The following is a 14,033-nucleotide window of genomic DNA, read 5'->3' on the forward strand; positions in this document are numbered from 1 at the left end:
AAAAAGGGTTGGCGTTGCCAACCCTTTTTCGGCCTTTTTTTTGGCGGATTATTTGATCATTTCGTCGAAGGTCAACGACAAATAGTATACGGCCCCTACTTTAGGATTGCCAAAGGAAGTCTGGTAATAGTGATTGGTGATATTGGATCCGCCCAGCTTGATGATCGTCTTCACTGCTGGCAGCTTGTAGCTCACCTGTGCGTCCACGGTGCCGAAGGCAGCTACGTTGCCAGTAGCAAAGCTGGAGTTCCATAAGAAAGCGTCCTGCCAGCGATAGGTGACGTTGAACCCTATATTCTTATATACGTTCCTGTTGGACAGGCCCAGGTTATACCGGTATTTCGGGGAGTTGAAGCTATTGGCCAGTCCCTCGTCCTTCGTGATGTCGTTGTAGGAGAAATTCCCGGATACGGCCCAGTTGTCCATCAGGTAATCCAGTCCCAGCGCCGCGCCCTGCGTAGTCACCTTGTTGGGGTTGTTGACATAGGTAGCGAAGATATTGGGATTGGCCAGGCCCGCACTGCCGGGCTGGATCAGGACGAGGTAGGAAAGGAAGTCCTTGTAACGATCGTAATAATAATACGCGTCTATCAGCAGCCTGTTCGCTATGAGGCCCTTGTACCCTATCTCGTAGGCGTCCACGGTCTCCGGCTTGAACTTTCCGAAAGTATATTGCTGCAGGTCCGCCGGATTTCCGGTCGTCTGGTATTTAGCGAGGCTCTCCTGGGTATAGCCTTTGTTGGTATTCAGATGATATTTATCATTGATGATCGCGGGCAGTCCACCGATCAGGCGGGTGTTGGCCCGGATGGGCAGGTCGATCCACTGGTCCTGGTTGGTGGGATTGCGATAGCCCGTCTGGTAAGACAGGCGGATATTGTGCTGCGGAGCCACTGTGAACACAGCCGCAATACGGGGGGTGGCCCTGCCGTCGAAATTCTCGTTCTTGTCATACCGGATGGAGCCGATGAGGTGGATACGGTCGTTCACCAGTTTCTTTCCCACCTGCAGGAAGCCGCCGATCTCGTCGGTGCCGATGCGGCCGGCGCTGTCGGCGAAGATCGTGCCGTTGGACCCGAGGGAGTAGTGACGGAAGCTGCCTCCGACCTGCAGTTCCAGCACCTTTATATGATCGGTGAAATCATACATGCCTTCGTATTGATAGAGGTTGGTCTTGTCATTGAACTTGGCGCCATTGCGGCCTGCGCCAAACCCGATGTAGTTGCTGGTGATGGTGTTCTTTGTCGTGTTGAATGGCGCGCTGCCGGGCTGCAGCCTGTCCCTGTCCGCATAGGCGCGGGCGGACGCATGCGCCTGGGCGTCAGATGCTCCGCCGGCTCTCGCCGTGTTGTATACAAAGGCATATTCCGCGAACCAGCCCCCGATGACGTTGCCTGCGTTGTCATACTTTGCACTGGGGTTATACGCCTCATTTAGCAGCGTGCCCAATGCCGTGGCGTTATAGGCTTCTCCGGAACGTTCCTGGGTAGTATAGACCCTTACATAGAATCTTTTCCCCCGCACTTCCAGCTTATACTGGCCTATGTTGAAGTTCCGCAGGGAATAGCGGTCAGAACCGGTGTACACGGTGGTGCCCGAGCCATAGTTACCCTGGAGGATGGCCTCTGTGTTATCGGTCAGGCGGTAGTGAATAGCCGCCGTCCCTTTAAAATTCTTGGTCCTGTAATCCACCAGGTCGGCCTCTTTGTAGCCCGTGCGGCTGACGGTGACGCCATTCAGCGCTCCGCCTGTAGGGCCAAAAGTGGTATTGATCTCATCGCCGTATACGTTGACGCCGTCATAGCCTGGGTCGGCCGTGTGGTTGAAACCGGGCTTGGTCTTCAGCATCAGCCGGTTGAAATTAGTGGAATCATTCGCCTGCCAGTCATCGGCCTGCAGCCAGCTGACGCTGAGCTTGAAAGCAAACTTTCCAAAGGCTTTGGCATAACGGGCGGACAGGTCCGGAATAAAACCCAGGCTGGACTGCTGCTTTTTCCCCACATGGTTGACGCCGCCCTGCAGCTTGACGCTGAGCCCCTGGTATTCGAAGGGGCTTTTGCTCGTCACCAGCAGGGTACCATTCATACCGCCGGCGCCGTAAAGTGCGGAACTGGCGCCGGGCAGCAGCTCCACGGTGGCCACATCCAGGTCGGAAGGGCCTACGATATTGGCGACGGAAAAATTCAGACCGGGGGCCTGGTTGTCCATCCCGTCAATGAACTGGTTGAAACGGGTGTTGCCATTGGCATTGAACCCTCGTGTCGTCACTCCGCGGAAGGTGAGGCTTTGTACGCTGGTCTCCACCCCTTTCAGGGAGGGCAGCGCATCATAGAATGTAGGAGCCGCTATCTGACGGATAGCCGTGGCATTTAGTTTCTCGATGGAAACAGGAGAGGCAAGTATGCTTTCCTGTACGCGGCTGGCGGAGACTACTACTTCCGTCCCCAGGATGGAGCCGGGTGTAAGGTCTACATTGATCTCGGAAGTGCCTGTGACTGTCACCTCTTTTGATTCAAACCCCACGGAAGTAAATACCAGCACAAACGGCGGCTGCCGGGTAGTCGTCAGTTTAAAATTCCCCTTGTCATCGGTGGTGGTGCCGGCACCTGATCCTTTGAGGGAGACAGATACCGCGGGGATCCTTTCTTTGGTTTGCGAATTTTGAATGTGGCCGGTGATGGTGACAGAGGTCTGGGCAAAAGTAATAAAACAGGAAAAGACGGCTACCAGTAAAGTGCCGGCTTTGGTCAAATATTTTCCCATAGCGCAAGTTTTCGTGATAAGATTTGAAACGTATGACTAAAATACTGATTGTAATGTAGGAATGAAAATTTAATTTTGGGCCCTAATTACGATAAATGAAGCAACTGCAGTTCCCTCATCAGACGAATTTCTATCGCGGCAAAGTAAGAGATGTCTATACCATTGCCGACAATTGGCTGGTAATGATCGCATCGGACCGTATCTCCGCATTCGACGTCATCCTTCCCCGCCCCATCCCTTATAAAGGACAGGTATTAAATCAAATCGCTGCATATATGCTAAAGGCTACCAGCGATATTTGTCCCAACTGGCTGGTGGATACCCCGGCTCCCAACGTTGCCATCGGCCGTAAATGCGACCCTTTTCGGGTAGAGATGGTCGTAAGGGGCAACCTGACGGGGCATGCCTGGAGGACCTACCATTCCGGCAAAAGGGAGCTTTGCGGCGTGGCCCTGCCCGAGGGCATGAAAGAAAATGACTATTTCCCCTCCCCTATCATTACGCCTTCCACCAAGGCAGAGGTGGGGCATGACGAGGACATTTCCCGCAGCGAGATCATTAGCCGGGGACTGGTGAACGAGGCGGATTACAGCCAGCTGGAGAAATATACGCTGGCCCTGTTCCAACGGGGAAAAGAGATCGCCGCCAAACAAGGGTTGATCCTCGTGGATACGAAATATGAATTTGGAAAGATAGGCGACACTGTCTACCTGATGGATGAGATCCATACGCCTGACAGCTCCCGTTATTTTTATGCGGAGGGCTTCGAAGAGCGTCAGCAGAAGGGCGAACGGCAGCAGCAGCTGAGCAAGGAGTTCGTCCGGGAATGGCTGATCGCAAATAATTTCATGGGCAAGGAAGGACAAACTGTCCCGGAAATGAGCGACGAATGGGTGAAAACCATTAGTGGCAGGTATATTGAACTGTATGAAAAAGTGATTGGCCAGCCCTTCAAGCCGCAGGCGCTGAGTGATGAGGAGACATACCAGCGTGCGTTGCTTTCTTTAAGCAATCTCAGCTGAAGGCGCCTTGATTCATGCGATCCCGGAAGCTGACTCTTCCCCTTTCGGCAATGTGAAAGAAAAAATGCTGCCCTTGCCGGGCTCGCTCTGGACGTGCATGCGGCCTCCATTCTTGGAAAGGAATTCCTTACACAGCATCAGGCCCAGGCCCGTGCCGGCTTCGCCATCCGTCCCTTTGGTGGTGTAATAGATGTCTTCCACCATCAGCTTCTGAATGACCTCTTCCGAGATGCCCATACCTGTATCCTGAACATACACTTCGATGTGGCTGCGCATTTCCCGGGCCTCGATGGAAATGGTGCCCTTGTCGGGCGTAAACTTGATGGCATTGGACAACAGGTTGCGCAGGACCAGGTTGATCATATCCTTGTCGGCATAGACAAAAACCGGCCGCTCCAGCTTGCTGCGGATATAAATATTTTTTGCCTCCGCCTGCAGACGGAGCAATTGCAATACTTCATGTGTGATCTTGGAAATGTCCAGCATCTGTGGCTTTACCGCCTCTGCGTACATCTGGCTTTTTGCCCATTGCAGTAAGTTCTCCATCAATCCCGTCGTATAGCTCAGCTCGTTGACCATATCGGGCACCAGCATCTTGATCTCATCCCCGGGCAGGTCATACCGCTGGATATTCCGGAAAAGATTACGGAGGGCATAGAGGGGGTTCTTCAGGTCATGGGCAATGATGGAAAACAGCTTGTTCTTGAGGGTATTCAGCTCCGTCAGCTGCTGGGTCTGCTCCTGCAACAGGGCGGCTTTCTCCGCGATGTCCGCCTTGTGCCGCAGGATCTTGAGGTTGCTGCGGCGCAGCTGGAAATTCTTCTCATGGCTCTCCTGCTGGAACCTGCTGTTCTCGTTCTTGATCAGCAGCAGACCGGAGAAAATGAATAAAAGCGCCAGCAGGTGGTTGAAGATAAAGAAGTAATAATGCGTTTCTTCCAGGCGATAGATATAGGTATTCCAGAACGTGTTCTCTGAAAAATAGCAGGCCATGGATAAGGTGAAGCAAAAGATGATATTGTATAGCTTCCGGAGGAAGAAGACCGATAAGACGCCGTAAAGGACAAAAAAGAACTCGATGCCCAGGTCGATATGGACGGCATACACCACGCAGGTCATCACGGGGTACAGCGTGAAAAAACAGGTACGGCCCAGCTCATGTTGCTGATGATGGGTGAGGGTCATCACCAGCAGGCTGATGAGCGTAGGACTACAGGCGATGAGCCAGGCGTAGGCCGGCATATTCTCCTTGTTCAGCAGGATGACGATGGGAATGATGACACCTGATAGCAGCCCGACAAAATTCATGAGGTTGAAGATCCCCAGCTTCCTTTTTTCATAGCTCCCAAGAGAGGGCTTGTATCCAATGTTTTTAACATAGGACTGAAAAACGGTGATCTTCTTTACAGCCGTGTGCATGGTATCAGAGCCTTAAGGGTTTTGCGCTAATCAGATAAGTGATTAAACGTACAAATTACAGTTTTATTTAGATTGACCACTACGAAAAAATAAAGCATGCGCATTTAAATGCCGAAGCCCCTTAATATTATCATACGAAATAATATATCCGCGGAAATAGGACAAAAATTCCTCTCGTATAGAAATTTCACGAATGTGTTGTCAAGATTGGAGGGGTTCTTCCCCCGACGAAGGCGGGGCCAGGGACGGACGCAAGCGGGCTTTTGACTTATTGAAGAAATGCGCGCCTTTATCGATGCCTTTCCGCCGCACCTTTTGCTCAGCCTCGGGAAGGTGGATGGTCTCCTGGCAGGACGGGCTGCAGCAGCCGTCGTAGCGGGCGGCGCAATCGGCACATTGAATAAATAAAAGGTGACAGCCCTCATTCCGGCAGTTGGTATGGGTGTCGGCGGGCTGGCCGCACTGGTGGCAGCGGGCAATGATCTCATCGCTGATGCGTTCTCCCAGGCGGCCGTCGAAGACAAAATTCTTGCCCCTGAACTTGTTTTCCAGCCCCTTTTCCTTTACGGTGTTGGCATAATGAATGATGCCACCTTCCAGGTGGAAGACATTGTTGAAGCCTTTATGGAGCAGGTAAGCGCTGGCTTTTTCACAGCGGATGCCTCCCGTACAGTACATGATGATGTTCTTTTCCTTATGCTCCTCCAGCATGCCGGCGGACATGGGGAGCTGGTCCCTGAAGGTATCGGAAGGCACTTCCAGCGCTTTGTCGAAATGACCGACCTCGTATTCATAATGGTTCCGCATGTCGATGACGATGGTGTCCGGGTCGTCCGTCAGCCGGTTGAACTGCTCCGCATCCACATATCTACCTTTCTTTCCCATATCGAAAGATGGATCGTCGATCCCGTCGGCCACGATCTTTTCCCGTACTTTTATCTTCAGCACCCAGAACGACCTGCCATCGTCATCCACCGCAATGTTGAGGCGAAGGTCTTCCAGTCCGGCGAGGCCGCGCAGGTAGGCGGCCAGGCTGTCGAAATTGGACCGGGGCACGCTGATCTGGGCGTTGATCCCTTCGGCGGCGACGTAGATCCGGCCAAAGACTTTTTTATCCTCCAGGGCTATATACAGCTCGTCGCGGAACTTCGGGGGGTCAGCAACGGGAAAATAACGGTAAAAAGAGAGGGTAATGCGGGGTTCGGTCTCCTGGTATAATCGTGCTTTCAGCTCCTTTTGGGAAACTCTGTTGTGTAAAGCGGCGGCCATGCCGCGAAGATACGAAATTTCGAATTTACCGTCTCCTGGCCCGGAAGGCTGATCCCAGGAGTCCACCCAGCCCCAGCCGCACGCCCGTCTGCCCATAATGACCATTGAGAAAGGACGCCACCACATCCACCCGGAAAAGCTTGAGGATATTCTCCAGCCCGCCGAAGACTTCCGTATAGTTGTTATCCTGGTTGACATAAAAGGCATTGGAGCCTGCCACGAGATACCAGTTCAGCCGGCGGAAAAGGGGGATCTTATTGGTCAGCAAGCCATTGAAATGATGCTCGATATGCCCTGTGGCATAAAATGCGGCCGTCGTGCTGTTGCCATAATATGGGGCCAGCTGAAAGCCGTTGAGATATTGATTGGCAATGATGGTCTGGTTGCCATTGAAATGCTGGTAATCCTGGATAAAAACACTGCGGTCATTGATGAATCCGCCGATCCCCAGGTTATACCGTAGCAGACCTTTTAGCCTGAAATTCACATCATCCCACACGGAGAACTGCCATTTGTCAAAATTGACGTCGCTGCCCAGCAGACCGCTCCAGCCCTTTTGATAAGCGAGGGAGAAGGTGGGGTATTTGCTTCCAATCGCAACCCTGCGGCCGGGGAATTCGATGAAGCGCTGCCCGGGCTGGTATTCGACCTCCACCCCGGACAGGACGGCCTGGTGTCTTGGGAACTGGCTGCTGAGCTTTTCAAAGGGGTAGTTGGGCGTAAATTCCCTGTCCTTGTATTTAATGAGCGAATAGCCCGTGGTATTATTGATGGGCAGCCGGTCCTCATAGGCGGCGTTCGCTTTTATCACCAGCCCGTTGTCCATGTGTACGGTGTAGTCCAGCCGGCCAAACCACTGCTCATAGATCTTCATGTAATTGCGCCTGAATAAGAGGGTATACAGGCTGTTGACGTATTCGTAAATAGGTCGATGGGGGTTGAACTGTTCGACACGCCGGCCCCCGGAGAGGCTCCAGGTCTGGCCCAGCGAGGAGAGGTCGTCTCCTTCTCCTATGACGGACCGCCGGCGCAGTGAAAGGGCGGCCCAGGCATTCAGGCGCGTGTTGTGGAAACCATACCGGATATGAGGGTCCAAAGCCAGCACACTTGCGCCTTTATTGAAAGATCTGGACAAGGAACCATCGATGTTGGCATTGATCCCCTCCACCGTATTGTATCCCATGTTCGGCAGTAATGGCTGCATTTCATATCGGAAAGGAAAGGGTTGGCGGAAATTGCTGCGATTGAAGCCTTTGGTGAGGATCTGGTTGAGCTTTACGGGCCCCTGCCGGGTCAGCATGGAATCGCGGTTCCTTTTCGACCCCGCGGAGTCCAGGCCGCTCCTGTAGATGCTGTCCCGGATCGTATAGTTGGTGGCCTCCTCCGGCTCCAGGGGCACAGGGCGGATGGAATCCCAGTAAGCCCGGGTCTTCTTATTGGCCGCCGTATCGTACTTCATCAGGACGTTGTTGAACCATCTTTTGCGCCAGCGGGGGGCGACGTCATAGTTATTGTATACGTTGAGAAAATTACCTACGGCGTCGAAGCCCATGATATTGAAAGTAAAATACACCACCTGGTCCTTCACCTGCCAGACGTTGTCCCCGATGGGCGCATGGATCTGGCGGATGGACAGGGTATCCAGCATTTCCAGCTGTGATTCCTTCACCAGCAGCAGATCAAGGCCATGGATCCTCCACTCTCCTTCTATGATGTCGATGGTGCCGGAGAACAGGGGTTCATATTTCCGGCGGGGGATCACCTGGATCTTATTGACCTCTTTGCCGTCTTCGAAAAAAGAGCCGAGGTACTTATAGCGGTAGTAATGAAGGGCGGATTCGGCGATGGGTGAGATGAAGCCCCGGGGGTTCAGCTGCCGGGGCAGCACATAGACATTGTTATTATAGAAGCTGATGAACGTAGGGACGCTGAAGCCATAGCCGTTGGAGCCGCTCTCCCTACCGGAAAGCACTTCCAGCTTGATCTTTTCAGGTCTCCGCTTGTAGGACAGCTTTGTCAGGGATTCAGAGAGATAGATGATCCCCTTGCCGGCCGAGTCGACGCCCATCTCCTGCTTGTCCTTTTCCTCTATTTTCTGGCCAAATACTCTTTTTGGGACCTTCCGGCTTTTGACCAGGGTCTTGATATAGGCTTCGCAGGTGAAGGAGTCCAGTGGCGCTTCATAATCCTTCCGTTTTTTGATGGCGTGCCGGATGATCTCGTAGGCCGGGTCTTCTCCGCCGGGGCGGACGACAACATCCGCCATGCTGAGCTGCTGAAGGGAGAGGCTGAAGTCAACCTTTTGGCTTTCCTGCCCTACGGTGATCTTCTTTTCCTGGCGGGTATACCCTACGTACTGGCATACCAGCGTATAGGCGCCGGGGGAAAGGTCCAGGAAATATTTGCCCTCATTATTGGCCGTGACGCCGCGGGTGCTGCCTTTAACCAGGATGGACGCATAAGCCAGGAAATTGCCTTTATCGTCCGTCACGGATCCGGAGATCCGGACTGCGCGGGCATCGGGAAGCACAGTACAATAACACAGTAGTAGCAGGATCAGGGACTTTTGCATGGGCGGGTTCAGCGTTATCGGGCGAATATAAGCAACCCCTTGCGAACGTATGCCGAAATTGTCTTTACGGCATATTTTATACAAATATGGTTACTACTTATTAAGATAATTTCATATTTTACGACAAATCCAAACACGTTGTACCCCCGAATCCCTACCCTTATTTACATACTGCTGCTGGTGTGCCCCTTCCTTTCAATGGCGCAGCCTTTCGACATTCATAGCCTGCTGGTGAAATTGCAGGCTGCACAGCAAGATACCGACAGGGTGAATCTCAGCTACGCAGTTTCCCGGTACTATTGGAATAAAGATCCTGACAGCGCCCTGTTGATGGGATCGCAGGCGCTGGCGACTGCTGAAAAGGCGCATTATGAGAAAGGGATGGCCCTTGCCTACCTCACCGAAGGCGTCGCGCTCGGCACGAAAGGACAATACCCCGAAGCCCTGCAGTGCCACCTGCAGGCGCTGAGGATCAGCGAAAAGCTGCATATGGAAGGGCTTACAGGGAATAATTATTCGAATATCGGTATTGTATATGCGGCCATGAAAGATTACCCCAGGGCGCTGCAATATTTCCGGATGGCCTTGCAGATAGCCGAACATGACAAAGCCGACACGACCCGGACAGGGGTAGCTGTTATGCTCATCAATATGGGCGACGTCTTCAAAAACGACCATAAGTTCGACTCGGCCCTGGATTATAATGAACGTGCCCGCCGGCTCGTCGAGCAGGCGCATGATTCGATGAACCTTTCGGTGGTCCTGCTCAATATGGGGGATGATTACCTCAACCTGCATCAGACCGGCAAGGCTTTGAGCTGCCTGACGCAGGCACTGCAAATTTCGGAGAAGCTGGGAGACGAGGAAGGGATCGCCTGGGTATATAATTCCCTTGCACAGGTGTATTACCAATCCGGGGGATACGAAGCCAGCATCCGGAGTGCGGCCATGAGCCTGGAGAAAGCGCAGGACCTGCATCTGCCCGAAATCATTAAAGAATCCTGTCACAGTCTGTATGCCGGGTATAAGGCGCTTAAAAGATCCGATCTGGCCCTTTATTACCGGAATCGCGAGATCGCCGTGAACGACAGCCTTTACACACTGGAAAAAGAAAAGCAGGTGAAAAGCCTGCAATCGGGCTATGAGCTGGAGAAAAAACAGCACCAGATCGACCTGTTGAACAAGGACAGGATCATCCGGGAAAATGAGCTGGCCCGGGACAGCGTAAAGCGTTTCCTGTACCTTACCCTCGCCGTCGTCCTGGGGCTCGGCTGTTTTTTCCTGTACAGAAGCAATTTCCAGAAGCAGCGGCTCAACCGGATGCTGAAAAGCCGCAATGAAGAGATCCGGAAGAAGAACATGCAGCTGGAAGAGATCAACCATGTCAAGAATAAATTGCTGTCCATCATCGGCCATGACCTGAGAAGCCCTATCGCCACCCTGCAGGGCTTCGTCGATCTGCTGCAGCAGTCGGCACTTTCGCAGGAGCAGATCCTCCATTTCAGCGGGAAGATGAGTGAAAGCCTGGTGGGCACCTCACAGCTGTTGAACAACCTGCTGCACTGGGCCAAAAGCCAGATGGAGGGCATGCAGGTGAATGCCCGTGACATCGATGTGCGCACCCTCATCGGGCAAAATAAACGCCTGGCGCAAGGCCGGGCCGAGAAAAAGCAGGTGGTGCTGCTGTCGGAAGAAGCGACGTCCCCAGTGATGGCATTTGCGGATGAGGTCATGGTGGACCTGGTCATCCGCAACCTGGTGGAGAATGCAATCAAATTTTGCGGGCCGGCGGATACGATCAGTCTATCCACCCTTGCCGGCGAAGCGAACGTTGCGGTGACAATAAAGGACACCGGGCAGGGAATAGCGGCAGCGGACCACGATAAGATATTTAACCAATCCGTCTCCTATACTACCGCGGGCACTGCCCGGGAAAAAGGCAGCGGCCTGGGGCTATTCCTCTGCAAGGAGCTGGTGGAGAAGAACGGAGGCAGGATCTGGTTCGAGAGTGAGCCTGGCAAAGGCACCTCCTTCACATTCACCCTGCCCGCCGCAGATCCGCGCTAAGCGGAACGCCTGCGATGGATATAGCTTCCCGTGAGGGCGGCCCCTCCGCCTACCAGCGCCCCTACCAGGGCAGTAATAAGGATCAGCAGGACCGTAGAGCCACCCAGGGGGAGGAGTACGGCGATCTTCTTCGAAAGAATGCTGTTGTTTGGCGCGTCCATCGCCCAGGAAAGCAGCGTCCACAACAGGAAAAGGCCCAGGAAGCCGGCGAGGAAGGAGATGCCAGGCCGTTGAGGTATCAGGGCGCTGACAAGAAAGGCGGCCAGCGCAAAGCCCCACCAGGGCAGGTAAAGTCCGCAGACAAAGCTCAGCAATGCGATCAGGAGTGTCGTTATAATGAATTTCATTGGTTACCGGGTTTTAAGTGCAAGGTCCATTTGATCCTTTTATCTCTAATCTCGCTCATATCCATCACCCAAAGGGGGTAGTATTTACCGGAAGCCCAGCTGTCGATGAACGTGTCGTAATAGGGGCTGCCGGGGTTGCCACTCTGACCACCCGGATATACTCCATAGGCTTCCGTTTTGTTGGTCAGCTGTACGATCATGCGCCAGCTGGGGCCGTGGAATTGTTTGGCGGCATTGATGCAATGGGTGCCACCGCCGATGTTCAGGTGCGTACGGCTCAGCGCCGGCAAGCGTAGCAGGTGGCGGGCCCAGGTGTCCTTGAATTTACTCCAGGTGGCTTTGTTATGCTGACCGACCGCCACCAGATCGGGAACGGACTTCAGAAAGGCGGCGGTGACCACCTGCTGAAGGGTTTCTTTTTCGGCCGTATTGATATTATCGATAAAGGGGTAGGTGGAATCTTTCAGCAAAGCTTCCAGCAGGGCACTTTCGAAAGGGCGCATCAGGGGCAGCGTATATTTTGCAAACTCGTCGTCATAGATCTCTTTCTGCAGATGATCCCACCAGCATTTGAAGATCACGGGCCCTTGTTCATCGGGGTCGTTGCGGAGCTTCCACAGCTTGAACTGGTTGAGATAGCCTTTCCCTGTCTCGTCCAATTGCGATTCCTGTATATTGCGCAGGAGGAGGGGTTTGGCCATTTCCGCGAATACGTCATAGTTCTCCGTCTGCAGCTTCATCATATCGGCTGGGGTGATGGAGCTCATCTGGTTCAGCATGCGATTGATCAGCAGGCCCCGGTAGGGAGGGAAATCGCTGCCAAGAAAGTAAGGATAGCTTGTATCCACGGGCACCTGGTTCGCACTGCTGACGAACCCCCTGTCAGGGTCGATCATGTTGGGGTTCCTGTCGGCGGGGATCGTATCCTTCCACATATAGGAGCTGTCCTCCCCGGGCATCACATATAGACCCTGTCCTTTCCATTTCCCGGGGAATTCACCCTGCTGCCAGATGGCGACCTGGCCGTTCTTGGCGGCAAAGACGAAATTCTGTCCGGGGCATTTGAAATGAGCCAGCGCATTTTTGTAGTCGTCGTAGTTGGCGGCGCCCTGCAGCCGTCCGAAGGTGGCCAGCTCGTTGGAAGGGATGTCGGCCTGCCAGTGTACTGCGTAGCTGCCGGTCGGGGCCGTGTTGGCAAAACCATTGAACGTCGGGTCGTACATCACGGGGCCGAAGACCGTGCTGACCACCGTATCGTAGAAATCCGGCATTCCTTTGATCCTGATGGTATCGACCCGGCTCTCCACGGTTCGCCAGGCGCTGTCGAACCAGTATTCCCTTCTTTTATCATCCTTGAACTTAATGCGGTAATAGTCACGGACATCCCTACCTGCATTGGTGACGCCCCACGCGCAGCTGTCATTGAAGCCAATGACGATGTAGGGCGCGCCCGGGAATGACACGCCATAGACATTGTAGTTAGGCGTCCTTATCTGCATCTGGTACCAGATGGCTGGCAGATTCGTGCTCAAATGCGGATCGTTGCAAAGGATGGGGCTCCCGCTGAGGGTCTTCTTTCCACTCACGGCCCAGTTGTTGCTGCCATTGCTTTTCTCCGGCTTCATTTCCATGGCGGTGACAGTGTCCTTGTTATTGAAATAAAGCGAGTCGGCCGTTGCAGGCGGCCTGGGCAGCTTCAGGGGAGGCAGGAAATGTGTGCCTTTGGGAATAATGGGATCGGCGCTGTCTATGACGGCGGGATAGAGCTTAGCGAGGTCTTCCTTACTGAAAATGCTTTTGGCATTGGTCATTTCGAAATCGTTGTCCCTGCTTGCCAGGTCGAAGGCCATGTATTTGACGAAGAGGGCGATCTTCAGGTTGCTCCAGGGTTCCGGCCGGTAGTTCAGCAGCTTGTATTCCAGGGGCAGCTCGCCCGCCTTCATATTACTGATGTAGTCGTTGACGCCGGCCGTATAGGCATCGCAATCTTTTTTGGTGGTGCTGTCCTTCTCCATTTCTTCCACGGCTTTTTTGGCGGCCTCCACCATCCCCAGCCTGCGCATGCTGCGGTCGTATTTCAGGATATTGTCGTTCTCTCCGGACCCTAATACTTCACTCAGCCTTCCTGCGGCAGCAAAGGTCTGAAACTCCATTTGCCAGAGCCGGAACTTTGCGTGCAGGTAACCTTGTATGTAACAGGCGTCGGACTCGCTGTTGGCATATACGTGGGGAACCAGGTATTGGTCGAAGTAGACGCTGGCCCTGTCTTTTAGCCCGGGCAGCGCCAGGTCGCCCGTAAAGCTTTTGTCCACGTCCTCTGCATTCTGCCAGAAACCATGCTGTGGACTGAGGAATTTGCCCAGGGGTGGCAGCTTGCCCCACTGGTTGTCGAGAAAGAAGATAAGGGCTGTGGTTAACAGCAAAGAAAGTAGGAAAGGGATTATACGCATAACCTAAAAGTAGTATTTTTTTGAATTAGGTATGTGTATACGCCGGAAAAGTGTTACCACCTAGTGGTAATACCACAAAATGGTATTGTACATGTGGGTGTGATTATGAAAATTTGCATTCACA

General features: G+C 53.4%; 8 protein-coding genes. 2 read left to right on the forward strand and 6 right to left on the reverse strand.

Annotated features, from left to right (window positions below):
• Nucleotides 1-48 precede the first annotated feature (48 nt).
• A complete protein-coding gene (locus tag Q4E93_RS05855; protein WP_303583370.1) occupies nucleotides 49-2,763 on the reverse strand; it encodes a TonB-dependent receptor in 2,715 nt (904 codons plus the stop codon).
• A gap of 95 nt (nucleotides 2,764-2,858) precedes the next feature.
• On the opposite strand from Q4E93_RS05855, the gene Q4E93_RS05860 reads away from it, so the two are divergent.
• A complete protein-coding gene (locus tag Q4E93_RS05860; protein WP_303583371.1) occupies nucleotides 2,859-3,785 on the forward strand; it encodes a phosphoribosylaminoimidazolesuccinocarboxamide synthase in 927 nt (308 codons plus the stop codon).
• 12 nt (nucleotides 3,786-3,797) lie between these two features.
• Here Q4E93_RS05860 and Q4E93_RS05865 read toward each other — a convergent pair whose 3' ends face one another.
• From Q4E93_RS05865 to Q4E93_RS05875, 3 genes are all read right to left on the reverse strand, one after another.
• On the reverse strand, nucleotides 3,798-5,204 hold the full coding sequence (locus tag Q4E93_RS05865; RefSeq protein ID WP_303583372.1) for a sensor histidine kinase: 1,407 nt from the start codon (nucleotides 5,202-5,204) through the stop codon (nucleotides 3,798-3,800).
• 201 nt (nucleotides 5,205-5,405) lie between these two features.
• A complete protein-coding gene (gene trhO / locus Q4E93_RS05870) occupies nucleotides 5,406-6,569 on the reverse strand; it encodes an oxygen-dependent tRNA uridine(34) hydroxylase TrhO (protein WP_303583373.1) in 1,164 nt (387 codons plus the stop codon).
• The gene (locus tag Q4E93_RS05875) at nucleotides 6,499-9,045 is read right to left on the reverse strand and encodes a DUF5686 and carboxypeptidase regulatory-like domain-containing protein (RefSeq protein ID WP_303583374.1); all 2,547 of its coding nucleotides are present in this window, start codon (nucleotides 9,043-9,045) and stop codon (nucleotides 6,499-6,501) included. The genes trhO and Q4E93_RS05875 overlap by 71 nt, the downstream gene beginning before the upstream one ends.
• A gap of 138 nt (nucleotides 9,046-9,183) precedes the next feature.
• On the opposite strand from Q4E93_RS05875, the gene Q4E93_RS05880 reads away from it, so the two are divergent.
• Complete coding sequence (locus tag Q4E93_RS05880) at nucleotides 9,184-11,112, forward strand: tetratricopeptide repeat-containing sensor histidine kinase (protein ID WP_303583376.1); 1,929 nt, start codon at nucleotides 9,184-9,186, stop codon at nucleotides 11,110-11,112.
• Here the strand turns inward: Q4E93_RS05880 and Q4E93_RS05885 are convergent.
• On the reverse strand, nucleotides 11,109-11,459 hold the full coding sequence (locus Q4E93_RS05885; RefSeq protein WP_303583378.1) for a hypothetical protein: 351 nt from the start codon (nucleotides 11,457-11,459) through the stop codon (nucleotides 11,109-11,111). The genes Q4E93_RS05880 and Q4E93_RS05885 overlap by 4 nt on opposite strands.
• The gene (locus Q4E93_RS05890) at nucleotides 11,456-13,909 is read right to left on the reverse strand and encodes a penicillin acylase family protein (protein ID WP_303583379.1); all 2,454 of its coding nucleotides are present in this window, start codon (nucleotides 13,907-13,909) and stop codon (nucleotides 11,456-11,458) included. The genes Q4E93_RS05885 and Q4E93_RS05890 overlap by 4 nt, the downstream gene beginning before the upstream one ends.
• Nucleotides 13,910-14,033 lie beyond the last annotated feature (124 nt).

The sequence above is a fragment of the Flavitalea plasmicola genome (assembly GCF_030546645.1).
In the GTDB taxonomy this organism is placed as follows: Bacteria; Bacteroidota; Bacteroidia; order Chitinophagales; family Chitinophagaceae; genus Puia.